Raw genomic sequence first — 23631 nt, forward strand, 5'->3', positions numbered from 1 at the left:
CCTGCTTTACTTCTCTGCTTTTACTGGCCCCTGCTTTACTTCCTCAGTGCATAGCGTCCGATGCGTTTCAGGACCAGTTCCGGCAATGCCTTGATCTGTTTCGTGTGGCTGGCGAAGACGAGTTGCTGGCGCCCCCTGGCAACGAGTTTACCGTTCGCATAGAAGCGGAATTCCAGCCAGAACGAGCAGCGCTTGATGTCGTAGCTGTTGACCTCGCAGGTGATGTCCTGGAACGGGAACGTCTCCTGGAGAAAATCCTGCTCGGCATGCTTGGTGATGAATACCCCTTCCTGCTGCAACATGTCGCGTGAAATGCACTCGTAAAACCATTTTTCGCGGCAGATTCCCTGCCATTCGAAATACCGCGCAAAATACGTGTTCCCATAAGCATTTGAATCCTTCAGGTAGATCGACAGCTGGTGATGAAACGTCAATTCCGTGCTGGTCGTGGCGTCGTTTGCTACGTTGGCGTGCATAAACATGGCTTACTCCTGGGAAGTGGTTGCCGGCCGCCGGCATGATTTTCGGCAAAGATTCTGAACACCTCTACTTTTTGCCGTAAAGCACTATTCTCTTTTGACTAAACGCAACGTTTACGTGGATTGGGGGAACTTGGTACGCACTTCGCCATTTTCTGTTGCTAAGATCGCTTGCCTGTTCACTGTCATCTGCTGGAGGAGCGCGCATGTATTCGATATTGCCGGGTTTGGTGTCGCTGGTATTTATCAGCTACGGCGTATACGTGCTGAATTCGCGTGGGGTGAACCGTGCCAGCCTTACCTTCTTCCTGATCTGTATCACCACGTTCTGCTGGCAAGCTGCGTGGGCATTGATGTTCCAGGTCACCAATGCCGATACCGCGCTGTTGCTCGTCCACCTTGGCTACCTGCCGATCCTGTTCCTGCCGACCACGCTGTATCACTTCATCGCGGAACTGACGGGCCGCCGCGCCGAGCGCCCTTTCGTGCAAGCCAGCTATGCGCTGGCCGGCGTGCTGGCGCTGCTGGTGCCCACCACCGACTGGTTGCTGTCCGGCCTGTATTCCTATTTCTACGGCTTTTATCCGAAGGCGGGGTGGCTGCACCCCGTGCACCTGTTGCAGACCACGGTCGTGATCCTGCGCGGGCTGTACCTGCTGTATCGCCGCCAGCAGGTGGCGTTGTCGACCGAAAAGGCAAGGCTGCGCTATTGCTTCGTCAGCATCCTGATCTACGCGGTGGCCTCCATCGATTACCTGTGCAATTACGGCGTGGAGTTCTACCCGCCAGGCGTGCTGTTCATTGCCGCAAGCCTGGGCCTGATCGCGCAGGCGATGGTGCGCCATAACCTGCTGGCCGATCCCCTGGCGACCGCGGCCAGCATCGCGCATGAAGTGCGCACGCCGCTGGCCACGATCCGCAGCCAGTCGCGCGTGCTGGCGCGCAACCTGCCGGAACTGATTGCCGGCTACCGACGCTCGCAAGCACCCGGCCTGAACGACGAACAACTGGACTACCTGAGCGAGATCGCGCGCCACATCGAGGCCGAAGTCTCGCGCTCGAACTTCATCGTCGACATGCTGCTGGCGTCGGCCCGCGTGGGCTCGCTCGAGCGCGACAATTTCGCGCTGCATTCGGTGAAGAAAGTGGTCGACGAAGCACTGGCCTGCTATCCGTTTACGGAACGGGAACGCGACAAGGTAAGCGTGCGCCTGAGCGACGATTTCCGCTTCTTTGGTTCGGATACGCTGCTCGTCTACGTGCTGTACAACCTGCTCAAGAATGCGCTGCACGCAGTGAAGACCAAGGGCGCGGGCGCGGTGGTGATCGAATGCTACAAGGATTTCGACCAGAACATGGTCGTGGTGACCGATACCGGCCACGGCATTGCCGCCGACGTGCTGCCGCACGTGTTCGAGCCGTTCTACACGACCCGCAAGTCCGGCGGCGGTACCGGCATGGGGCTGGCGTTCTGCCACAAGGTCGTGACCGCCTTCGGCGGCACGATTTCGTGCGAATCGGAAGTGGGCAGTTACACCCGCTTCGCGCTGGGCTTCCCGCACGAGCGCGCACTGCCGGCGCAGGCAACCGGCCAGCACCTGGCGGACGATTTCCCGCTGCCCGACCGGGCCAAGTAATACGCTAGATCCCTGCCTGCGCGTCCTGCACGATGCGGTCCAGGTCTGTTTCATCGCCCAGCACGAAAATCTTGCGTTCTTCCAGTACGGTCAGGATGAAACCCTGCTGTTCGCGCACGCGCCGCTTGAAGTCGGGCAGCGAATAGAGGTTGGGATTGATCTTGCGGCGCAGCAGGCGTTCCGCGACCGGCGTGCGGCTCAGCAATTCCCCATACGTGGTGTCTTCGCCGATCAGCAGCAACTCGACGGCATCCGGCGATGCCTCCGATTCCCTCGCGGTTTTCCCGTAGACGAAAGCAACGTTCAGTGACTTGCGCAGCGGCCCCAGAGTCGAATGCAGCACGCTCAGCAGGCCGAACGTCTTCTTGACGATGCTCGTCAATTCCTCATAGACGGGGCTTTCCTTGTTCGGGCGGAACTGGCGCACATTGCCGATCCGTTCCGACAGGATCAGGCCCGACTCGTGCAACCGTTTCAGCTCGCGTTGCGCGGAGGCGCTGCCCAGCCCTGTGAGGCGCATGATTTCGTTCAGGTGAAAGCCGTCGTTCACCTGCATGAACAGCAAGCCCAGCAGTTTTTGCTGGGCGGGCGTAAACAGGGCGGATGGGATCATGGACCAAATCTTAGCATGATGCATTGCTGTTTCTGCACGCTACAATGGCCTGATCCGTTCATCCCCGGGAGCCCCATGAAACGCACGATCGCCCTCGCCATCGCACTGGCTTCACTTGCTTGCCTCGGCAATGGAACCCTTGCCGCCCAGGCCGCCCCAAAGGGCCCCGCACCGAAAGCCCCGGCCGCGGCGCCCTACCAGCGGCAGGCCTACGTCATCCCCTACAAGCAGTTCACGCTGCAAAACGGGCTGACCCTGATCGTGCACGAGGATCACAGCGTGCCGGTGGTGGGCGTGAATATCTGGTACCACGTGGGATCGCGCAACGAGAAGCGCGGCAAGACGGGCTTTGCGCACCTGTTCGAACACTTCTTCTTCAACGGTTCGGAAAACCATCCGCACGGCTTCCGCGAAGCGATGGACGACCTGGGCGCGAACAACCGCAATGGCACCACGAACACCGACCGCACCAATTTCTTCGAAGACGTGCCCGTGTCGGCCCTGGAACGCACGCTCTACCTGGAAGCGGACCGGATGGGCTTTCTCGGCAATTACATTTCCAAGGCCATGCTGGAGCGGGAACGGGGCGTGGTACAGAACGAAAAACGCCAGGGCGAGAACCAGCCCTATGGGCGGGTGCACCTGGAAAAGTCGGCGAAGATGTACCCGTATTCGCACCCCTATTCGTGGCCGGTAATCGGCAGCATGGAAGACCTGGCGGCCGCGTCGCTGGACGATATCCGCGAGTGGTACCGCACGTACTACGGGCCGAACAATGCCGTGATCGCGCTGGCCGGCGATATCACGCCGGAGCGCGCGCTGGAACTTGTGAAGAAGTATTTCGAGTCGATTCCGCCAGGACTGCCGCTGCCACGTACGGAGGCGTGGATTCCACGGCTCGAGCGCACCGTGCGCGATGAAATGGCAGACCACGTGCCGCAGGTGCGCATCTACCGCAGCTGGCATGTGCCAGGCTGGCGCGACATGGACACGGTCAAGCTCGGCATGTTCTCGGATGTGCTGGCCAATTCGAAGAATGCGCGCCTGAACCGCCGGCTGATCGACGAGAAGCAGCTCGCCACCGGGGTATCGGCCGGCGTCGACACCAGTGAACTGTCGAGTACATTCGACATCGCCGTGACCGTGCGCCCCGGCGTCGATCCCGCGCTGGTGGAAAAGGAACTCGACGCCGTGCTGGCCGACCTGCTGGACAGGGGACCGACGGCGCAGGAAGTGGCGCGGGTCAAGGCCAGTACGCTGGCGGCGTTTGCGCGCAATATCGAGCGCCTGGGCGGTTTCGGCGGCCGCTCGGACGTGCTGGCGGAAAGCATGACCTATGGCGGCACACCGGATGCCTACCTCCAGCAGCTCGACACACTGTCCGGTGCGCAAGCGGCCGCGATCAAGGCCACGGCCGCGCAATGGCTGCGCGCGCCCTTCTACGCCATGACGGTGAAGCCGTTCGCCAAGGTGTCGGCGGCCGCCACGACCGTCGACCGCAAGATCCTGCCGGCGCTGGGCGATGCGCCGGACGTGAAGTTCCCGGCCATGCAGAAAGCCACGCTGTCGAATGGCCTGAACGTGGTACTGCTGGAACGGCATTCGGCGCCCATCGTCAACGTGGCGCTGGCGATCGATGCGGGCACGGCGGCCGACACGCCGGACAAGGCGGGCCTGGCCTCGCTGACGCTGGAGCTGCTGGACAAGGGGACGAAGGCACGCGATGCGTACCAGATGTCCGACGCGCTCCAGTCGCTGGGCGCGCGCCTGTCCACAGGCACCGGACCGGACATGTCGCTGGTGCGGCTGCAAGCCACGTCGGCCAACCTTGCGCCATCGCTGGCGCTGCTGGCCGAAGCCGCGCTGGCGCCGGCCTTCCCCGCCGACCAGTTCGCACTGGCGAAGCAGCGCCGGCTGGCCGGCATCGCGCAGGAAAAGGCGCAGCCGAATGCGCTAGCGCTGCGCACGCTGCCGGCGATCCTGTACGGTGCCGGCAGCAGCTATGCCCTGCCGGCTTCCGGCTTCGAAGCTTCGGTGGCAAGCCTGGCACGGGACGACCTCGTGCGCTGGCATCGCGACTGGTTCAAGCCAGGCAGTGCGACGATCGTCGTCACCGGCGACACGACACTCGCGCAAGCGATGCCGCTGCTGGAAGCGGCCTTCGGCAAATGGCAGGCCGGGCGCTCGCCCGCCAAGGCAGCGCTCACTGCCCCTGCCCCTGCTCCCGCCTCCGCTTCCGCGCCAGCGCCGGCGAAGCAGATCTACCTGATCGACAAGCCCGATGCGCAGCAGTCGACGATCCTGGCCGGCCACCTGTCGCTGCCGCCCGGCCAGCCGGAAGACCTGGCGATGGAACCGGTAATGCAGAACTTCGGCGGCATGGCCACCTCGCGCCTGAACCGCAACCTGCGGCTCGACAAGCACTGGAGCTATGGCGGCACGGGCCGCCTGACGAGCGTGCGCGGCCCCCGCCATTTCTTCACGCTGATCGCCGTGCAGTCCGACAAGACGATGGAATCGCTGGTCGAGGTGGACAAGGAAATCCGCGACATCGCCGGCAAGCGGCCGATCGAAGGAGAAGAGTTCGCGAGCATCATGCGCAACATGACGTCGCGCCTGGCCGGCCGGTTCGAAACGATCAACGCGCTCGAGTCGGCCGCGCTGGAAACGATCAACCTGGGATTGCCGGAAGATTACTGGGCGAACTACGCGTCGAACATGCGCACCTTGCAGTCCGCGCAGCTGGCTGGCGCCGCGGGCAAGTTCATCCGGCCGGATGCGGTGACGTGGCTGGTGGTGGGCGACCTGAAGAAGATCGAGCCGCGTATCCGGGAACTGGGCTGGGGGAAGTGGTCGTGCTCGACAACGATGGCAAGCGGGTACGGTGATTCCGTGTTGTGGCAGTTCATGACCTACGGCAAGGTTTGCGCCAGATCAAAGTGGCGCCATCCATGGTGCGTACGATGGCATTTCCTGTGAGCATGAGTTGCGATAAGCGCTTGCGTTGCGGGATTCGTTCACACTCCGGGGCCCATCATGAACAGAACTTACCTGCAAGCCGTCGCACTCCTGCTGGGGACCGTGGCGGCCACCATCATCACGGCGGAGTGGCGCTGGGAGCCGGCAAGTGCCGGGAATTACCTCGTTGTCGTGGGGCCGGGCGTACCAGTCGCTGCGGAGGGCTGGATACTTCGATGTAAACCCGAAGGCAACTGCCGGGGTCAGACCCGCGGGGTCTGACCCCATACGTTCGCCGTTGGGGTAAAGGCATGGCGCATCGAAACGCATGCGCTAAAAAAACGGCACCTTTCGGTGCCGTTTTCATTTCATAACCCGAAGGCTATGGCAGGGATCAGCCTTCGCCACCCTCGTGGTGCTGTTCGGCTGGGGTTTCCAGCGCTTCCAGCTCCGTGCTCGCTTGCGCTGCGCGCTCGGCTTGCAGCAGGGCGTTGCGCTCTTCCGCTTCCCACACTTCCTTCTCGCGGCGGGCGCGGTGGAAGGCGAGACCCGTACCGCCCGGGATCAGGCGGCCGACGATCACGTTTTCCTTCAGGCCGCGCAGGCCATCGCGCTTGCCCATGATCGCGGCTTCGGTCAGCACGCGGGTGGTTTCCTGGAACGATGCGGCCGAGATGAACGAGTCGGTCGACAGCGATGCCTTGGTAATACCCAGCAGCACGTTTTCATACGTGGCCGGCAGCTTCGCCACGGCGTTCATCTTGTCGTTCTCGTCCAGCAGTTCCGAACGTTCCACCTGCTCGCCGACGATGTAGTCGGTGTCGCCGGCGTTGGTGATCTGGACACGGCGCAGCATCTGGCGAACGATCACCTCGATGTGCTTGTCGTTGATCTTCACGCCCTGCAAGCGGTACACGTCCTGCACTTCGTCGACGATGTAGCGGGCCAGCGCTTCGATACCCAGCAGGCGCAGGATGTCTTGCGGATCGGCCGGGCCGTCCACGATCATCTCGCCCTTGTTCACCACCTGGCCGTCGTGCACCAGCACCTGCTTGTCCTTCGTGATCAGGAACTCGTGCTTGTTGCCGTCCATGTCGGTGATTTCCAGGCGCTGCTTGCCCTTCGTCTCTTTACCGAACGCCACCGTACCGGTGACTTCCGCCAGCATGCCGGCATCTTTCGGGGAACGTGCTTCGAACAGTTCGGCAACGCGCGGCAGACCACCGGTAATGTCGCGGGTCTTCTGCGATTCGGTCGGGATACGTGCCAGCACTTCACCCACCGATACCTGCTGGCCATCCTTCACCATGATCAGCGCGCCGACCTGGAAGCCGATCGCCACGGCGTGTTCGGTGCCGGCGATCTTCACTTCCGCGCCTTCTTCGTTCAGCAGTTTCACCTGCGGACGAACGGTCTTCGTCAGCGAACCGCGGCGCTTCGCGTCGATCACGACCAGCGTGGCCAGGCCGGTCACTTCGTCCACCTGGCGGGCCACGGTCACGCCTTCTTCGACGTTCTCGAAACGCACCGTACCGGCGTACTCGGTGATGATCGGACGGGTCAGCGGATCCCACGTTGCCAGCGGCACGCCGGCCTTGATGGTCATGCCATCCTTGACGATCAGCGTGGCGCCGTACGGCACCTTGTGGCGCTCGCGCTCACGGCCATGGTCATCCGTGATCAGCACTTCGCCGGAACGCGAAATGACGATCTGGGAGCCCTTGCCGTTGGTGACGTAACGCATCGTGGCGGTAAAGCGCACGGTGCCGTTCGACTTGGCTTCGACGGACGAGGCCACCGCGGCGCGCGATGCCGCACCACCGATGTGGAACGTACGCATCGTCAGCTGGGTACCCGGCTCACCGATCGACTGTGCCGCCACCACACCGACGGCTTCGCCGGTGTTCACCAACTGGCCGCGGCCCAGGTCACGGCCGTAGCACTTCGCGCACAGGCCGAAACGGGTGTCGCAGGTCAGCGGCGTGCGGACCTTGACTTCGTCGATGCCCAGGCGTTCGATGTCCTCGACCATGTCTTCGTCCAGCAGCGTGCCGGCTTCGTACACGGTTTCCTGGGTTTCAGGATTGACCACGTCGTTGAGTGCCACGCGGCCCAGGATACGGTCGCGCAGTGCCTCGATGACTTCACCGCCTTCGACCATCGCCTTCATCAGCGTGCCGTTGGACGTGTTGCAGTCGTCTTCGATCACGACCAGATCCTGCGTCACGTCGACCAGGCGGCGCGTCAGGTAACCCGAGTTTGCCGTCTTCAGTGCCGTATCCGCCAGACCTTTACGAGCGCCGTGGGTCGAGATGAAGTACTGCAGAACGTTCAGGCCTTCGCGGAAGTTCGCGGTAATCGGCGTTTCGATAATGGAACCGTCCGGTTTCGCCATCAGGCCGCGCATACCGGCCAGCTGGCGGATCTGTGCCGCGGAACCGCGGGCGCCCGAGTCGGCCATCATGTAAATCGCGTTGAACGATTCCTGCGTCGACTGCGTGCCGTCGCGCTTGACGACGTCTTCCACTTTCAGCTGGTCCATCATCGCCTTGCCGACTTCATCGGAGGTCTTGCCCCAGATGTCGACGACCTTGTTGTAGCGCTCGCCCGCGGTCACCAGACCGGAAGCGTACTGCTGCTCGATCTGCTTGACTTCGGATTCGGCGGTGGCGATCAGCGATTTCTTCACGTCCGGCACCAGCATGTCGTCCACGCAGATCGAGATACCGGCGCGCGTCGCCAGGCGGAAGCCCGACTGCATCAGCTGGTCGGCAAACACCACGGTGGCACGCAGGCCGCACTTGCGGAACGACGTGTTGATCAGCTTCGAGATCTCTTTCTTCTTCAGCGAGCGGTTCAGCACGCTGAACGGCAGGCCTTTCGGCAGGATCTCGGACAGGATCGCGCGGCCGACCGTCGTTTCATAACGCGTGACGGTACGGACGAATTCGCCCGTTGCCGGATCGCGTGGGTTCTCGACGATACGCACGGTGATGCGGGTGGCCAGTTCCACTTCCTTGTTGTCGTACGCGCGGATCACTTCCGACACGTCCGGGAACAGCATGCCTTCGCCCTTGGCGTTGATCGCCTCGCGGGTCGCGTAGTACAGGCCCAGCACGATATCCTGGGACGGCACGATCGACGGTTCGCCGTTCGACGGGAACAGGATGTTGTTCGACGCCAGCATCAGCGTGCGCGCTTCCATCTGTGCCTCGATCGACAGCGGCACGTGGACGGCCATCTGGTCACCGTCGAAGTCGGCGTTGAACGCGGCGCAGACCAGCGGGTGCAGCTGGATCGCCTTGCCTTCGATCAGCACCGGCTCAAATGCCTGGATACCCAGGCGGTGCAGCGTCGGTGCACGGTTCAGCATGATCGGGTGTTCGCGGATCACGTCTTCCAGGATGTCCCAGACCACTGGCTCTTGTTGTTCAACCAGCTTCTTTGCGGCCTTGATGGTCGTGGCGAGACCCATCAGTTCCAGCTTGTTGAAGATGAACGGCTTGAACAGCTCGAGGGCCATCAGCTTCGGCAGGCCGCACTGGTGCAGTTTCAGCTGCGGACCCACCACGATGACCGAACGGCCCGAGTAGTCGACGCGCTTGCCCAGCAAGTTCTGGCGGAAACGGCCGCCCTTGCCCTTGATCATTTCAGCCAGCGACTTCAGCGGACGCTTGTTGGCGCCGGTCATCGCTTTGCCGCGACGGCCGTTGTCCAGCAGCGAGTCCACTGCTTCCTGCAGCATGCGCTTTTCGTTACGCGTAATGATTTCCGGCGCGCGCAATTCCATCAGGCGCTTCAGGCGGTTATTACGGTTGATGACGCGGCGATACAGGTCGTTCAGGTCGGACGTGGCGAAACGGCCGCCATCCAGCGGGACGAGCGGACGCAGTTCCGGCGGCAGCACCGGCAGCACTTCCATGATCATCCAGTCCGGCTTGATGCCGGAACGCTGGAACGCTTCCAGCACTTTCAGGCGCTTGGCGTATTTCTTGATCTTGGCTTCGGACTTCGATTCCTTCAGCTCCACGCGCAGCGTTTCGGCATCGCGGTGGATGTCGATCGAGCGCAGCAGTTCACGGATGCCCTCGGCGCCCATGAATGCGGTGAAGTCGTCGCCGTATTCTTCATACTTGGCGGCGTAGTCGTCTTCCGACATGATCTGGCACTTCTTCAGCGGCGTCATGCCCGGATCGGTCACGACATATGCTTCGAAGTACAGCACGCGTTCGATATCGCGCAGCGTCATGTCCAGGACCATGCCCAGGCGCGACGGCAGCGATTTCAGGAACCAGATGTGGGCGACCGGCGAGGCCAGCTCGATGTGGCCCATGCGCTCGCGGCGCACCTTGGCCAGCGTGACTTCGACGCCGCACTTCTCGCAGATCACGCCACGGTGCTTCAGGCGCTTGTACTTGCCGCACAGGCATTCGTAGTCCTTGATCGGGCCAAAGATCTTGGCGCAGAACAGGCCATCGCGCTCGGGCTTGAAGGTACGGTAGTTGATGGTTTCCGGCTTCTTGACTTCGCCGTAGGACCACGAACGGATTTTTTCAGGCGAGGCGAGACCGATCTTGATCGCGTCGAAGGTCTCGTTCGTCTGTACTTGCTTGAATAAATCGAGCAGGGCTTTCATGTATCACTCCAGGTAGTGATGAATTCTTCAGTTTTTTCCCGCGATTTTCAGGCCGCGGTTCGTGCAGGCTTTTCACCCCAGAGGCAGATGCCGGGGTCAGACCCGGCGGGTCTGACCCCAGATTCATGCCGTTGGGCTTAGGTGCGTTCCAGGTCGATGTCGATACCCAGGGAACGGATTTCCTTCACCAGCACGTTGAACGATTCCGGCATGCCGGCCTCGATCACGTGATCGCCCTTGACGAGGTTCTCGTACACCTTGGTACGGCCATTCACGTCGTCGGACTTCACGGTCAGCATTTCCTGCAGCACGTACGATGCGCCGTACGCTTCCAGTGCCCACACCTCCATCTCACCGAAGCGCTGGCCGCCGAACTGGGCTTTACCACCCAGAGGCTGCTGCGTCACCAGCGAGTACGGACCGGTGGAACGGGCGTGCATCTTGTCGTCGACCAGGTGGTGCAGTTTCAGCATGTGCATCACGCCGACGGTGACCTTGCGCTCGAACGCTTCGCCGGTGCGGCCGTCGTACATGGTGACCTGGTTCTTGGACGGGGTCATGCCCAGCTTCGAGGCGATCTCGTCCGGATACGCCAGGTCCAGCATGCGGCGGATTTCCGACTCGTGCGCACCGTCGAACACCGGCGTCGCGAACGGCACACCCTTCTTCAGGTTGGCCGCCAGCTTCATGATCTCGTCGTCGGACAGCGATGCGATGTCTTCCTTGGCGCCGGACTCGTTGTACACGGTCGTCAGGTAGCTGCGCATCTCTTCGACCTTGATCTGCTGTGCCAGCATTTCGCCGATGCGGATGCCCAGGCCTTTTGCCGCCCAGCCCAGGTGGGTCTCGAGGATCTGACCCACGTTCATGCGGGACGGAACGCCCAGCGGGTTCAGCACCACGTCGGCCGGCGTGCCGTCAGCCATGTAAGGCATGTCTTCCACCGGAACGATACGCGACACCACACCCTTGTTACCGTGGCGGCCCGCCATCTTGTCGCCGGACTGCAGGCGGCGCTTGACGGCCAGGTAGACCTTGACCATCTTCTGCACGCCAGGCTGCAGCTCGTCGCCTTGCGTGAGCTTCTTGCGCTTCTCTTCGAAGGCCAGGTCGAACTGGTGACGCTTCTCGTTGATCGATTCCTTGATCGCTTCCAGCGCGGTCGCCGCATCGTCATCCGCCGGGCGGATGTCGAACCAGTGGTACTTGTCCAGATCGGCCAGGTATTCCTTGGTGATCGCGGCGCCCTTCGCCAGCTTCTTCGGACCGCCGTTGACGACTTTACCGATCAGCATCTTTTCCAGACGCTGGAAGGCATCGCCTTCCACGATACGCATCTGGTCGTTCAAGTCCAGGCGATAGCGCTTCAGCTCGTCGTCGATGATCTGCTGGGCGCGCTTGTCGCGCGGGATGCCTTCGCGGGTGAACACCTGCACGTCGATCACGGTACCGACCATGCCCGACGGCACGCGCAGCGACGTATCCTTCACGTCGGAAGCCTTTTCGCCGAAGATCGCGCGCAGCAGCTTTTCTTCCGGCGTCAGTTGCGTTTCGCCCTTCGGCGTCACTTTACCGACCAGCGTGTCGCCGGCCTGCACTTCGGCGCCGATGTACACGATGCCCGATTCATCCAGGCGGGCCAGCTGGTTTTCGGCCAGGTTCGAAATGTCGCGGGTGATTTCTTCCGCGCCCAGTTTCGTGTCGCGAGCGACCACGGACAGTTCTTCGATGTGGATCGACGTGTAACGGTCGTCTTTCACGACGTTTTCCGAGATCAGGATCGAGTCTTCGAAGTTCAGGCCGTTCCATGGCATGAAGGCCACGGTCATGTTCTGGCCCAGTGCCAGCTCGCCCAGGTCGGTCGATGCGCCGTCGGCGATCACGTCGCCCTTGGCCACGCGGTCGCCCACTTGCACGATCGGACGCTGGTTGATGTTGGTGTTCTGGTTCGAACGGGTGTACTTGATCAGGTTGTAGATGTCCACGCCGACTTCGCCGGCTTGCGCCTCTTCGTCGTTCACGCGGATCACCACGCGGCCTGCATCGATGTAATCGACCACGCCGCCACGCAGCGCCTGCACGGTGGTGCCGGAGTCGACTGCCACGGTGCGTTCGATGCCGGTACCGACCAGCGCCTTTTCAGGGCGCAGGCAAGGCACGGCCTGACGCTGCATGTTGGCGCCCATCAGTGCACGGTTCGCGTCATCGTGTTCCAGGAACGGAATCAGCGAAGCTGCCACGGACACGATCTGGCCCGGGGCCACGTCCATGTACTGGATGCGTTCCGGCGACACGAGGATCGTTTCGCCGGCTTCACGGGCCGACACCAGTTCGTCGTCCAGCTGGCCTTCTTCATTGATGCGGGCGTTAGCCTGGGCAATGATGTAGCGGCCTTCTTCGATGGCGGACAGGTAATCGATCTTGTCGGTGACCTTGGAATTCTCGACCTTGCGGTACGGGGTTTCCAGGAAGCCGTATTCGTTCAGGCGGGCATACAGTGCCAGCGAGTTGATCAGGCCGATGTTCGGGCCTTCCGGCGTTTCGATCGGGCACACGCGGCCGTAGTGGGTCGGGTGCACGTCGCGCACCTCGAAGCCGGCGCGTTCGCGCGTCAGGCCGCCCGGGCCCAGTGCGGAAACACGGCGCTTGTGGGTGATCTCGGACAGCGGGTTGGTCTGGTCCATGAACTGCGACAGCTGCGACGAACCGAAGAATTCGCGGATCGCGGCCGAAATCGGCTTGCTGTTGATCAGGTCATGCGGCATCAGGTTGTCCGCTTCGGCCTGGCCGAGGCGTTCCTTGACGGCGCGTTCCACGCGCACGAGGCCGGCGCGGAACTGGTTTTCGGCCAGTTCGCCCACGCAGCGCACGCGACGGTTACCCAGGTGATCGATATCGTCGACTTCGCCGCGGCCATTGCGCAGCTCGACGAGGATCTTGATCACGGCCAGCACGTCTTCGTTGGCCAGCGTCATCGCGCCGGTCAGTTCGTCACGGCCGATGCGGCGGTTGAACTTCATGCGGCCGACGGCGGACAGGTCATAGCGGTCGGCGCTGTAGAACAGGCCGTTGAACAGCGCTTCCACCGATTCTTCGGTCGGCGGTTCGCCAGGGCGCATCATGCGGTAGATCGCGACGCGGGCGGCGTTCTGGTCGGCCGTATCGTCGATGCGCAGCGTCTGGGAGATGTAGGCGCCCTGGTCCAGGTCGTTGGTGTACAGCGTCTGGATCGCCGGGATGTTGGCATCGCGCAGGCGGTTCAGCAGCTCTTCGGTCAGCTCGTCGTTGGCCGAAGCGACCACTTCGCCCGTTTCCGGATCGACGATGTTCTTGGCCAGCACGCGGCCCAGCAGGTAGTCTTCCGGCACGGAAATGTGAGCGATACCGGCGGCTTCGATTTCACGCACGTGCTTGGCGTTGATGCGCTTGTCCTTCGTGACGATCGTCTTGCCATCCTTCGGATTGACGATGTCGAAGCGCGCGACTTCACCGCGCAGGCGTTCGGCCACGAACTCGAGTTCGCCGCCTTCCGAGCGCAGGTTGAAGTTGTCGAACACGAAGAAGTTCGCCAGGATCTGTTCCGGCGTCATGCCGATGGCCTTCAGCAGGATCGATACCGGCATCTTGCGGCGGCGGTCGACGCGGAAGTACAGGATATCCTTCGGATCGAACTCGAAGTCCAGCCACGAGCCGCGGTAAGGAATGATACGGGCCGAGAACAGCAGTTTGCCGGACGAGTGCGTCTTGCCGCGGTCGTGTTCGAAGAACACGCCCGGGGAACGGTGCAGCTGCGACACGATCACACGCTCGGTGCCGTTGATGACGAAGGAACCGGTGGTCGTCATCAGGGGCAGCTCGCCCATGTACACTTCCTGTTCCTTCATTTCCTTCACGACCGGCTTGGTCGGCGATTCCTTGTCCAGGATCACCAGGCGCACTTTCGCGCGCAGCGGGGAAGCGAAGGTCAGGCCACGGAGTTGGCACTCTTTCACGTCGAAGGCGGGGTCGCCCAGCACGTAGGACAGGAACTCCAGGCGTGCAAAGCCGTTGTGCGAAACGATCGGGAAGATGGAGGTGAAGGCCGACTGCAGGCCTTCGTTCTTGCGTTGGGCAACGGGAGTATGCTCTTGCAAGAAGTTTTCGTACGACTCGAGCTGGGTCGCCAGCAGGAACGGAACGTTGTGGACGTTGGCGCGCTTCGCGAATGATTTGCGGATGCGCTTCTTCTCAGTAAATGAGTAGTGCATGGACACTCCGTGAGTGACAGGAAAGGGTAGAAAATTCAGGTTTCGGCTTGTATGCTTGCAAACTACGGAGCATTCAGGCGAAACCTCAAGGCACTACCATCTCGCGTCGGGACTTAGATACCGGGATGGGGATACTGCTTCAAAACTTGTTGCTAAACTGGTGTTGCCAGCTGGTGTTGCCAAACAGGGTACAGCTAAACGGGGTACAGCTAAATACAGCAGGGACGACAAAGGAGCCAAAGCCGGCCCTCCCCCTTCAAGAGGGAGGGCCTGGGCTTTGGCTCGGGCGCTAAATGGAACCGGCGCCTATGATACTAGATTACTTCAGGTCGGCCTTGGCGCCTGCATCTTCCAGCTTCTTCTTGCCGGCTTCAGCGTCAGCTTTCGACAGGGCTTCTTTCACGGTCTTCGGTGCGCCGTCAACCACGTCCTTGGCTTCTTTCAGGCCCAGACCGGTGATTTCACGAACTGCCTTGATGACGCCGACTTTGTTCGCGCCGACTTCGGTCAGCACCAGGTTGAACTCGGTCTGCTCTTCAACAGCAGCAGCAGCAGCGCCGCCGCCAGCTGCCGGTGCTGCCATTGCAGCTGCCGACACGCCGAACTTCTCTTCGAATGCCTTGACCAGGTCGTTCAGGTCCATCACGGACATTTCGGACACTGCGTTCAGGATATCGTCTTTGCTAATTGCCATTTGAAACTCCTAATTGATTTGTATGCTACAGATTGATTACTTGACGAGAACGTGCGGCAATTAAGCTGCAGCGGTTTCTTCAGCGGCCGGAGCAGCTTCGGAACCTTCGCTCTTCTTGGCTGCCAGTGCAGCCAGACCACGTGCAAAGCCGGAAACCGGTGCCAGCATGACGCCCAACAGCTGCGAGATGAGGACTTCACGGCTCGGGATGCTCGCCAGTGCAGTCACGCCAGCTACGTCGAGCTGCTTGCCTGCAAAGTTACCTGCCTTGACGACCAGTTTGTCGTTGGTTTTGGCGAAGTCGTTGATGACTTTCGCTGCTGCCACGGCGTCATCCGAGATCGAGTAGATCAGCGGACCGGTCATTGCATCGGCCAGGTTGGCGAACTGCGTGCCTTCGACAGAGCGACGAGCCAGCGTGTTCTTCAGAACACGCAGGTACACGCCCTGGGCACGCGCGGTTGCACGGAGTTTCGTCAAGTGAGCAACCTGGATGCCACGGTACTCAGCCACGACGATCGTTTGCGCAGATGCTACTTTTGCGGAAACTTCGGCGACAACGGCCTTTTTGTCATTCAGATTGAGACCCACGGTCAATCTCCTTGTGAGATGCAGAAAAATTTCCGCATCGGTTTCGAACAACGGCGTCCGAGGTTAGGAGTCCAATGGACTGCAAAACTTGTTCGGGTACACCATCTGCGTTGGGAACGGGTGTTACCCCGACTATTAACCCGGTGCCTGCCTGCTGCACTGAGCCCAACGGTCTTTGATTGCCTGGCGAACCCTTGCGGATCCGCCAGCCCAAAGATCTGCCTCACGCCTGCTCAGTTACCTGGCAGGCACGAGGACTTAATTCTTGACTTAAGCAGCCAGCGTGCCGTGATCAACACGGACGCCTGCGCCCATCGTCGACGACAGCGAGACCTTGCGCAGGTACACGCCTTTCGACGAGGCCGGCTTGGCCTTGTTCAGGGCTTCGATCAGAGCGACCAGGTTGGTCTTCAGATCGGCGTCGCTGAACGACTTGCGGCCGATGGTCGCGTGGATGATACCGGCCTTGTCGGTACGGTATTGCACTTGACCAGCTTTGGCATTCTTGACGGCGGTAGCGACGTCAGGCGTCACGGTGCCGACTTTCGGGTTCGGCATCAGGCCGCGTGGGCCCAGGATCTGACCCAGGGTACCGACGATACGCATGGTGTCCGGCGAAGCGATCACGATATCGAACGGCATGTCGCCGGCCTTCACGCGTTCTGCCAGGTCTTCCATGCCGACCACGTCTGCACCAGCTGCCTTGGCAGCTTCAGCCTTGTCGCCGGAAGCGAACACGGCCACGCGAACGGTCTTGCCGGTGCCTGCTGGCAGCACGACGGAGCCGCGAACGACCTGGTCCGACTTCTTCGGATCCACGCCCAGCTGGACCGACACGTCGATCGATTCATTGAACTTGGCCGTTGCCAGTTCCTTGATCAGCGATACGGCGTTGTCGAACGGGTACACTTTGGTGCGGTCTACTTTAGCCTTGATGGCTTGTGCGCGCTTGGACAGTTTTGCCATGATTAGAAGCCCTCAACGGTGATGCCCATCGAACGTGCCGAGCCAGCGATGGTGCGCACAGCGGCTTCCATGTCGGCGGCGGTCAGGTCCGGGGTCTTCAGTTTTGCAATTTCTTCCGCTTGAGCGCGGGTCAGCGTGCCGACCTTGTCGGTGTGCGGCTTCGGAGAGCCTTTTTGCACGCCCGAGTGCTTCTTGATCAGGAAGGTTGCCGGCGGGGTCTTCATCACGAAGGTGAAGGACTTGTCCGCGAAGGCGGTGATCACCACCGGAATCGGCATGCCTGGCTCGAGGCCTTGGGTCTGGGCGTTGAACGCCTTGCAGAATTCCATGATGTTCAGGCCGCGCTGACCCAGTGCCGGGCCGATTGGAGGAGACGGGTTTGCCTTACCAGCTGGTACTTGCAGCTTGATAAAGCCAATGATTTTCTTTGCCATGATGGCTATCCTATCGTTGGATTTGAGTGGTAGCGCCCCGCCGATACTGACTGGCAGGGCTCCTCGTACGGATTGAACGCTCCGTTAGGCGGGAGGCAGATCAGACCTTCTCGACCTGCCCGAATTCGAGTTCGACGGGAGTGGCTCGGCCGAAGATGGTGACCGAGACGCGCACTTTGGACTTCTCGTAGTTGACTTCCTCGACGTTGCCGTTGAAGTCGGTGAACGGGCCATCCTTGATGCGGACTTGCTCGCCCACTTCGTACAGCACTTTCGGCCGAGGCTTCTCAACGCCTTCCTGCATCTGCGTCATGATCTTTTCGATCTCGCGGGCAGGAATCGGCGTCGGCTTGTTCGACTTGCCGCCGATGAAACCGGTGACCTTGGCGGTGTTCTTCACCAGGTGCCACGTTTCATCCGTCATTTCCATTTCCACCAGCACGTAGCCCGGGAAGAAACGGCGTTCGGTCACGGATTTCTGACCATTTTTTACTTCGACAACTTCTTCGGTCGGCACCAGGATCTGGCCGAACTGGTCTTGCATGCCGGCGCGTTCGACGCGCTCGGTCAGTGCACGCTGCACGCTTTTTTCCATGCCGGAGTAAGCATGCACAACATACCAGCGCTTATTGCTGACTGGCACGCTGACAGGAGCGACCGCTTCCTGCGCCGGCGTGTCGCCTGGCACAGGAGTATCGGTTGCGTCGTCTTGCACGTTATCGCTCATTTAGTTTTTCCAGCCCAGAATCAAGTCGTACAACACGAGTTCAAGCAGTTTATCCGTTCCCCAAAGGAACATCGCCATCACCACCACGAAAGCAAACACGATCAGGGTGATCTGCGTTGCCTCTTTGCGCGTAGGCCAGACGACTTTCTTGGTTTCGCGAACAGCTTCTTTCGAGAAATTGATGAAGTCACGACCAGAAGTGGAGGTGTAGGCAATGCCGACGGAAATAAGCAAACCAACCACAAGCGCGGCTGCCCGCACCAGGGTTGGTTGACCTGCCAGGTAGAAGAACCCGACTACGCCTGCAATCGCTGCAACCACCGCGAGCACGACTTTCAGCTTGTCGCCGCTCGTGCCAACGGTTTGCACGGATTGATTAGACATTCGTTTTTACTTTCGGTGCCCTGCACCAGAATTCGGTGGCAGGGGCGGAGGGCATCGAACCCCCAACCTTCGGTTTTGGAGACCGACGCTCTGCCAATTGAGCTACGCCCCTACGTAAAACTTACAATGGAATCCGTAATTCTAGCACCCAACTTTGTTGGGTGCCAGCATTACTTGGCGGACTCTTTACTGCTAACTTCTAAGCGATCAGCCCAGGATCTTGGCTACAACACCCGCGCCGACGGTACGGCCGCCTTCACGGATTGCAAAGCGCAGGCCTTCTTCCATGGCGATCGGGGAGATCAGCTTGACGGTGATCGACACGTTGTCGCCCGGCATGACCATCTCTTTGTCCGCTGGCAGCTCGATCGAGCCGGTCACGTCCGTCGTACGGAAGTAGAACTGAGGGCGGTAGTTGTTGAAGAACGGGGTGTGACGACCGCCTTCATCCTTCGACAGCACGTAGATCTCGCCGGTGAAGTGGTTGTGCGGCTTGATCGAGCCCGGCTTGGCCAGAACCTGGCCACGCTGCACGTCTTCACGCTTGGTGCCGCGCAGCAGCAGGCCGACGTTGTCGCCAGCTTGACCCTGGTCCAGCAGCTTGCGGAACATTTCCACGCCGGTGCAGGTCGTCTTCACGGTGTCGATGATGCCGACGATTTCGATTTCTTCGCCAACCTTGATCACGCCACGCTCGACACGACCGGTCACCACGGTACCGCGGCCGGAGATCGAGAACACGTCTTCCACAGGCATCAGGAAGGCGCCGTCCACAGCGCGCTCAGGCGTCGGGATATAGGTGTCCAGTGCGTCCGCCAGGCGGATGATGCACTCTTCGCCCATTTCGCCCGGCTGGCCTTCCAGGGCCATACGTGCCGAACCTTTGATGATCGGCAGGTCGTCGCCAGGGAACTCGTACTTCGAAAGCAGCTCGCGCACTTCCATTTCGACCAGTTCCAGCAGTTCTGCGTCGTCGACCAGGTCGCACTTGTTCAGGAACACGATGATGTAAGGCACGCCAACCTGACGGGCCAGCAGGATGTGTTCGCGGGTCTGCGGCATCGGGCCGTCAGCTGCGGAGCACACCAGGATCGCGCCGTCCATCTGGGCAGCACCGGTGATCATGTTCTTGATGTAGTCGGCGTGGCCTGGGCAGTCAACGTGCGCGTAGTGACGGGCAGCGGTTTCGTACTCGACGTGCGCGGTGTTGATCGTGATGCCGCGTGCTTTTTCTTCCGGAGCAGCGTCGATCTGGTCGTAGGCTTTGGCTTCGCCGCCGAATTTCTTCGACAGTACGGTTGCGATTGCAGCGGTCAGGGTGGTCTTGCCATGGTCGACGTGACCGATGGTGCCAACGTTCACGTGCGGTTTAGTCCGCTCAAACTTACCTTTTGCCATTTTAGACTCCTAACAATTTTTAAGATATTGCTGGGCACGCGCCCGACTGTCAGATTGGGTACTGATACTGCTGTCTGATACTACCGCGCAGCCGCATGGTGACCATCGGCTGCACGGCGAATTCTGGTGCCCTTTACGTGGATTGAACACGTGGCCTCTCCCTTACCAAGGGAGTGCTCTACCACTGAGCTAAAAGGGCTTGTTTACTACATTGCAACGAAGACTGGAGCGGGTGAAGGGAATCGAACCCTCGTCTTAAGCTTGGAAGGCTTCAGCTCTACCATTGAGCTACACCCGCGAGGTTCCGTTTCACTACATTGTCACTCAGCTTCCTTGCGAAAACTTGGTGGAGGGGACTGGATTCGAACCAGTGTACTCATAAGAGGGCAGATTTACAGTCTGCTGCCTTTAACCACTCGGCCACCCCTCCGCGAGGAACCGCAGAGTATGAAGCATAAAATCAAAACTGTCAACGCCTCGACACAAACATTTCGTATCGAGCAGCTAACTGCCTGCTTCGGGGCGAGATTGTAGCGGGTACCCCGCAGGAAATGCAAGTGTTGTTTTTACGTTGAATGATTTCCTATAGAATCTGCAAGTCAGCCGCATGCCGGCACACCGTGGAGCACCCGATTTGACTGCCCTTCAGCACTGCCTGCCGGCCAACCTGCTGCTGGCGGCTGCCTATGCCGCCATCGGCGTCATAGGCCTGGAGCTGGCACCCATGCCGGGCTTCTCGACGCCGCTGTTTCTTCCCGCCGGCCTGGCGCTGGCCGCACTCGTCAGTCGCGGCTCGCGCATGCTGCCCGGCATCGCGCTGGGCGTATTGCTGCTCAACCTGTATTCGTTGCCACAGGCGTCCGCCCTGCCCTCCGGCACGCTGGTGGCCGCCGCCCTGGCCACCACCGCCGCTGCCACGCTGCAGGCCTATGCCGGCATGCATGCCTTTGCCCGCTGGGTCAGCCCCGCCATTGGTGCGGGCCGCGACGTGCTGCGATTCCTGGCGCTGCCGCCGGCACTGGCGCTGATCAGCAGCACTCTGTCGCTGTGCGCGCTTGCCTTGCTGGGCGTCGTCGCGGGCGATGACCTGCCCGCCACCTGGCTCACCTGGTGGCTGGGCGACGCCCTCGGGATGCTGCTCGGCGCCCCGCTGGCATGGACCGTGTTCGGCCAGCCCCGCTCGCTGTGGGTGCAGCGCCGCTGGACATTCGGCGGGCCGGTCCTCGTGCTCGTGGCGCTGTTCCTCGTGATCTTCCTGCAAGTGCGCCGCTGGGAATCGCACCAGCAGATGCAGCAGGTGCAGTTGAAGGCCCAGCAGGCATCGGACCTGCTGCAGGCAAAGTTCTCCGAGCATGAGCGCTATGTATTCGCGATCGTCGGCGGCATGACGGGCTACAGCAGCCGTATCCGCCCCGACATCTTTCGCAACATTGCGCACGGCTACCAGTCGCGCCATCCGGAAATCCTGACGATGAGCTGGCTGAAACCGCTGGCCGACGGCGATCGCGCCGCCTTCGAGGCCTGGGGGAGGGAGAATGTCGATCCGATGTTCGCGGTCCGCGCACCGGATGCCGACGGCGTACCGCAGCCGTCCCCGGCCAAGGAACGCTATGTTGTGGCGAGCTACGTCGAACCGCGCGGCAACCGCCGCAACCTGGGGCTTGACATGCTGTCCGACCCCAGGCGGGCCGCCGCTGTCGAACGGGCGCTGGCATCGGGCGAACCGACGGCGAGTGCACCGTTGACGCTGTTGCAGGCCGCGCCACAGCGCATCGTCACCTTGCTGCAGGCGGTCCCGTCGGGAAGCGCGGCACCGCCCGATGCGCTGCTGCAGGTGACGCTCGATCCCGGCACGTATCTCGACAGCGTGATGCGCCAAGTGGGTTTCCCCCAGTTGCTGGCCAGCCTGCGCGACGCGGCAACGGGCGAAGCGCTGTCGCCGGCCCCGGCAGGTGCCGCCGACGCGCCCGCTTCCGAACGCACCTTGCGTTTCGGCGGTCGCCAATATCGCCTGACCCTGACGCCGACGGCCGAATACATGGCCAGCCAGCGCAACTGGCAGAGCCTGGCCGTGCTGGCTGCCGGCCTGGTGCTGGCAAGCCTGCTGGGCGGCCTGCTGCTGCAGACGAGCGGCGAACAGGCCTCCGTGCGCGGCCAGGTCGAGGCCAGTACCGCCCGCCTGCAGGAACGCGAAGCGCGGCTGAAGGCGATCCTGGAAAAGGCGGCGGATGCGATCCTGACGATTTCCACCGATGGCGTGCTGACCGGTGCCAACGCGGCCGCCGGGCGCCTGTTCGGTTACGCGCCCGACCTGATGGCCGGGCTGCCGCTGGCCAGCCTGCTGCCGGTGGGTGTCGGCGACACCCCAGCCTCCCTGCTGCGGCGCATCGCCGGCGGCAACAAGCGCGAGCACGAGGCCACGGGCTGGCGCAGCGACGGCACCGCTTTTCCGCTGGCCGTGTCGGTCAGCGAAGTGGAGCTCCCCGGCGAGCATCTGTTCGTGGCGATCCTGCATGACCTGACGGAACAGCGCCGCGCCCAGGAACGCATCCACCGCCTGGCCCACCACGATCCGCTGACGGGCCTGGATAACCGGCTGTCGCTGAACCTGCGGCTGGAACAGGCACTGGCGCGGGCGCGGCGGCTTCGGCAGACGGTGGCCGTGATGTTCCTCGACCTGGACCATTTCAAGAAGATCAACGATACACACGGCCACCAGACCGGCGACCAGTTGCTGCTGGCAGTGGCCGGTCGCTTGCGCGAACTGCTGGGCGACGTGGACACGATCGCCCGGCTGGGCGGCGACGAATTCATCGTGGTCACCGGCCACGTGACGCCGGACGACGCCAGCCACATGGCGGCCGGCATCGTCGACGTCCTGGCGCGACCCTATCCCTTGCAGGAGCAGGCCGTGCACAGCGGCACCAGTGTCGGCATCGCGATGTACCCGGCCGATGGCGAGGACGCCGGCACGCTGCTGCGCCATGCCGACACGGCGATGTATGCGGCGAAAAGCGAAGGCCGCGGCAACTTCCAGTTCTTTTCGCATGCCATGAATGCCGCCACGCACGAGCGCCTGCTGCTGGAAAGCCGCCTGTGGCAGGCACTGGAACAGGGCGAATTCGACCTGTACCTGCAGCCACAGGTCGACCTGCCGAGCGGCACCCTGGTCGGTGCCGAGGCGCTGCTGCGCTGGCGCCATCCGGAATTGGGCATGGTGGGGCCGGACCGCTTCGTCCCGATCGCCGAGGAATCCGGACTGATCCTGCCGCTGGGCGAATGGGTGCTGCAGCATGCGATCGGGCTGCTCGGCCGCTGGCAAACGCTCGGGCTGGGCCACTTGCGCCTGGCCGTCAACCTGTCCGCCCGGCAGTGCCAGGGCAAGGCCCTGCTGGCCCAGCTCGACGTGCTGCTGGCGGCGGCCGGCGTCGATCCCGCGCTGCTCGAGCTGGAAATCACTGAGTCGGCGGCAATGCAGGATCCGGAGCGCAGCCGCGCCCTGTTGCAAGGCTTGCGGGCACGCGGCATCCGCGTGGCGATCGACGATTTCGGCACCGGCTATTCGTCGCTGTCCTACCTGAAGCTGTTTGAACTGGACCGTATCAAGATCGACCGCGGCTTCGTCAAGGATATCGAGACCGATCCGAACGATGCGGCAATCGTCAGCGCCACGATCGGCCTGGCCCATGCGCTGGGGCTGGACGTGATCGCCGAAGGCGTGGAGACGGTGGCGCAGGCCGATTTCCTCAAGGCCCACGGTTGCGATGAAGCACAGGGCTACCTGTTTGCGCCGCCGATGCCCGCGGCCGACTTCGAGCGCGCCGCCAGCGCAGCCCTGGATGGGCCCGTGCAGGCGGTGGCCTAGTG

General features: G+C 61.9%; 14 protein-coding genes and 4 tRNA genes. 3 read left to right on the forward strand and 15 right to left on the reverse strand.

The annotated features are described in order from the left end of the window. Positions 1-35 precede the first annotated feature (35 nt). On the reverse strand, positions 36-482 hold the full coding sequence (locus EWM63_RS11220; RefSeq protein ID WP_130186590.1) for an acyl-CoA thioesterase: 447 nt from the start codon (positions 480-482) through the stop codon (positions 36-38). A 203-nt stretch (positions 483-685) separates the two neighbouring features. On the opposite strand from EWM63_RS11220, the gene EWM63_RS11225 reads away from it, so the two are divergent. Beyond that, entirely contained in the window at positions 686-2116 is a 1431-nt protein-coding gene (locus EWM63_RS11225; RefSeq protein WP_130186591.1) for a sensor histidine kinase, read from the forward strand. A gap of 4 nt (positions 2117-2120) precedes the next feature. Here EWM63_RS11225 and EWM63_RS11230 read toward each other — a convergent pair whose 3' ends face one another. Beyond that, positions 2121-2729 carry a helix-turn-helix domain-containing protein gene (locus EWM63_RS11230; RefSeq protein ID WP_130186592.1) on the reverse strand — a complete coding sequence of 203 codons (609 nt, stop codon included), beginning with the start codon at positions 2727-2729 and terminating at the stop codon, positions 2121-2123. Positions 2730-2804: 75 nt separating this feature from the next. On the opposite strand from EWM63_RS11230, the gene EWM63_RS11235 reads away from it, so the two are divergent. Further along, the gene (locus EWM63_RS11235) at positions 2805-5708 is read left to right on the forward strand and encodes a M16 family metallopeptidase (protein WP_165390802.1); all 2904 of its coding nucleotides are present in this window, start codon (positions 2805-2807) and stop codon (positions 5706-5708) included. 373 nt (positions 5709-6081) lie between these two features. Here the strand turns inward: EWM63_RS11235 and rpoC are convergent, their stop codons facing one another. From rpoC to EWM63_RS11300, 13 genes are all read right to left on the reverse strand, one after another. Continuing rightward, the gene (gene rpoC / locus EWM63_RS11240) at positions 6082-10323 is read right to left on the reverse strand and encodes a DNA-directed RNA polymerase subunit beta' (RefSeq protein WP_130186594.1); all 4242 of its coding nucleotides are present in this window, start codon (positions 10321-10323) and stop codon (positions 6082-6084) included. A 137-nt stretch (positions 10324-10460) separates the two neighbouring features. After that, positions 10461-14570, reverse strand: a complete 4110-nt coding sequence (rpoB, locus tag EWM63_RS11245; RefSeq protein ID WP_130186595.1) for a DNA-directed RNA polymerase subunit beta — start codon at positions 14568-14570, stop codon at positions 10461-10463. A 319-nt stretch (positions 14571-14889) separates the two neighbouring features. Next, positions 14890-15264, reverse strand: coding sequence for a 50S ribosomal protein L7/L12 (gene rplL / locus EWM63_RS11250; protein WP_130186596.1), 375 nt, complete (start codon positions 15262-15264; stop codon positions 14890-14892). A 60-nt stretch (positions 15265-15324) separates the two neighbouring features. Further along, on the reverse strand, positions 15325-15855 hold the full coding sequence (gene rplJ / locus EWM63_RS11255; protein WP_130190326.1) for a 50S ribosomal protein L10: 531 nt from the start codon (positions 15853-15855) through the stop codon (positions 15325-15327). A 270-nt stretch (positions 15856-16125) separates the two neighbouring features. Further along, complete coding sequence (rplA, locus tag EWM63_RS11260; RefSeq protein WP_130186597.1) at positions 16126-16821, reverse strand: 50S ribosomal protein L1; 696 nt, start codon at positions 16819-16821, stop codon at positions 16126-16128. A 2-nt stretch (positions 16822-16823) separates the two neighbouring features. Beyond that, a complete protein-coding gene (gene rplK, locus EWM63_RS11265; protein WP_130186598.1) occupies positions 16824-17255 on the reverse strand; it encodes a 50S ribosomal protein L11 in 432 nt (143 codons plus the stop codon). Between the two features lie 100 nt (positions 17256-17355). Next, positions 17356-17982: a transcription termination/antitermination protein NusG gene (gene nusG, locus EWM63_RS11270; RefSeq protein WP_130186599.1), complete on the reverse strand. Its 627-nt coding sequence runs from the start codon at positions 17980-17982 to the stop codon at positions 17356-17358. Beyond that, positions 17983-18366: a preprotein translocase subunit SecE gene (gene secE, locus EWM63_RS11275; protein ID WP_130186600.1), complete on the reverse strand. Its 384-nt coding sequence runs from the start codon at positions 18364-18366 to the stop codon at positions 17983-17985. It abuts the gene before it with no gap. A 36-nt stretch (positions 18367-18402) separates the two neighbouring features. Continuing rightward, positions 18403-18478 (reverse strand) — tRNA-Trp (locus tag EWM63_RS11280). A 95-nt stretch (positions 18479-18573) separates the two neighbouring features. After that, the gene (tuf, locus tag EWM63_RS11285; RefSeq protein ID WP_130186564.1) at positions 18574-19764 is read right to left on the reverse strand and encodes an elongation factor Tu; all 1191 of its coding nucleotides are present in this window, start codon (positions 19762-19764) and stop codon (positions 18574-18576) included. 124 nt (positions 19765-19888) lie between these two features. Next, a tRNA-Thr gene (locus EWM63_RS11290) sits at positions 19889-19963 on the reverse strand. A gap of 25 nt (positions 19964-19988) precedes the next feature. Further along, positions 19989-20062: transfer RNA gene (locus EWM63_RS11295), tRNA-Gly, on the reverse strand. A gap of 46 nt (positions 20063-20108) precedes the next feature. Next, positions 20109-20194 (reverse strand) — tRNA-Tyr (locus EWM63_RS11300). Positions 20195-20398: 204 nt separating this feature from the next. Between EWM63_RS11300 and EWM63_RS11305 the strand changes: the two genes are divergently transcribed. Next, a complete protein-coding gene (locus EWM63_RS11305; protein WP_229487855.1) occupies positions 20399-23629 on the forward strand; it encodes an EAL domain-containing protein in 3231 nt (1076 codons plus the stop codon). Positions 23630-23631: the final 2 nt, after the last annotated feature.

It is taken from the genome of Pseudoduganella lutea, assembly GCF_004209755.1.
GTDB lineage: Bacteria > Pseudomonadota > Gammaproteobacteria > Burkholderiales > Burkholderiaceae_D > Rugamonas > Rugamonas lutea.

Excerpts from the sequence above, each read along its gene's own strand:
- rplK (WP_130186598.1), bottom strand. The coding sequence starts at position 17,255 with ATGGCAAAGAAAATCATTGGCTTTATCAAGCTGCAAGTACCAGCTGGT.
- nusG (WP_130186599.1), bottom strand. The coding sequence starts at position 17,982 with ATGAGCGATAACGTGCAAGACGACGCAACCGATACTCCTGTGCCAGGC.
- EWM63_RS11230 (WP_130186592.1), bottom strand. The coding sequence starts at position 2,729 with ATGATCCCATCCGCCCTGTTTACGCCCGCCCAGCAAAAACTGCTGGGC.
- EWM63_RS11220 (WP_130186590.1), bottom strand. The coding sequence starts at position 482 with ATGTTTATGCACGCCAACGTAGCAAACGACGCCACGACCAGCACGGAA.
- rplL (WP_130186596.1), bottom strand. The coding sequence starts at position 15,264 with ATGGCAATTAGCAAAGACGATATCCTGAACGCAGTGTCCGAAATGTCC.
- tuf (WP_130186564.1), bottom strand. The coding sequence starts at position 19,764 with ATGGCAAAAGGTAAGTTTGAGCGGACTAAACCGCACGTGAACGTTGGC.
- EWM63_RS11225 (WP_130186591.1), top strand. The coding sequence starts at position 686 with ATGTATTCGATATTGCCGGGTTTGGTGTCGCTGGTATTTATCAGCTAC.
- rpoB (WP_130186595.1), bottom strand. The coding sequence starts at position 14,570 with ATGCACTACTCATTTACTGAGAAGAAGCGCATCCGCAAATCATTCGCG.
- rpoC (WP_130186594.1), bottom strand. The coding sequence starts at position 10,323 with ATGAAAGCCCTGCTCGATTTATTCAAGCAAGTACAGACGAACGAGACC.
- rplA (WP_130186597.1), bottom strand. The coding sequence starts at position 16,821 with ATGGCAAAACTGTCCAAGCGCGCACAAGCCATCAAGGCTAAAGTAGAC.
- EWM63_RS11235 (WP_165390802.1), top strand. The coding sequence starts at position 2,805 with ATGAAACGCACGATCGCCCTCGCCATCGCACTGGCTTCACTTGCTTGC.
- secE (WP_130186600.1), bottom strand. The coding sequence starts at position 18,366 with ATGTCTAATCAATCCGTGCAAACCGTTGGCACGAGCGGCGACAAGCTG.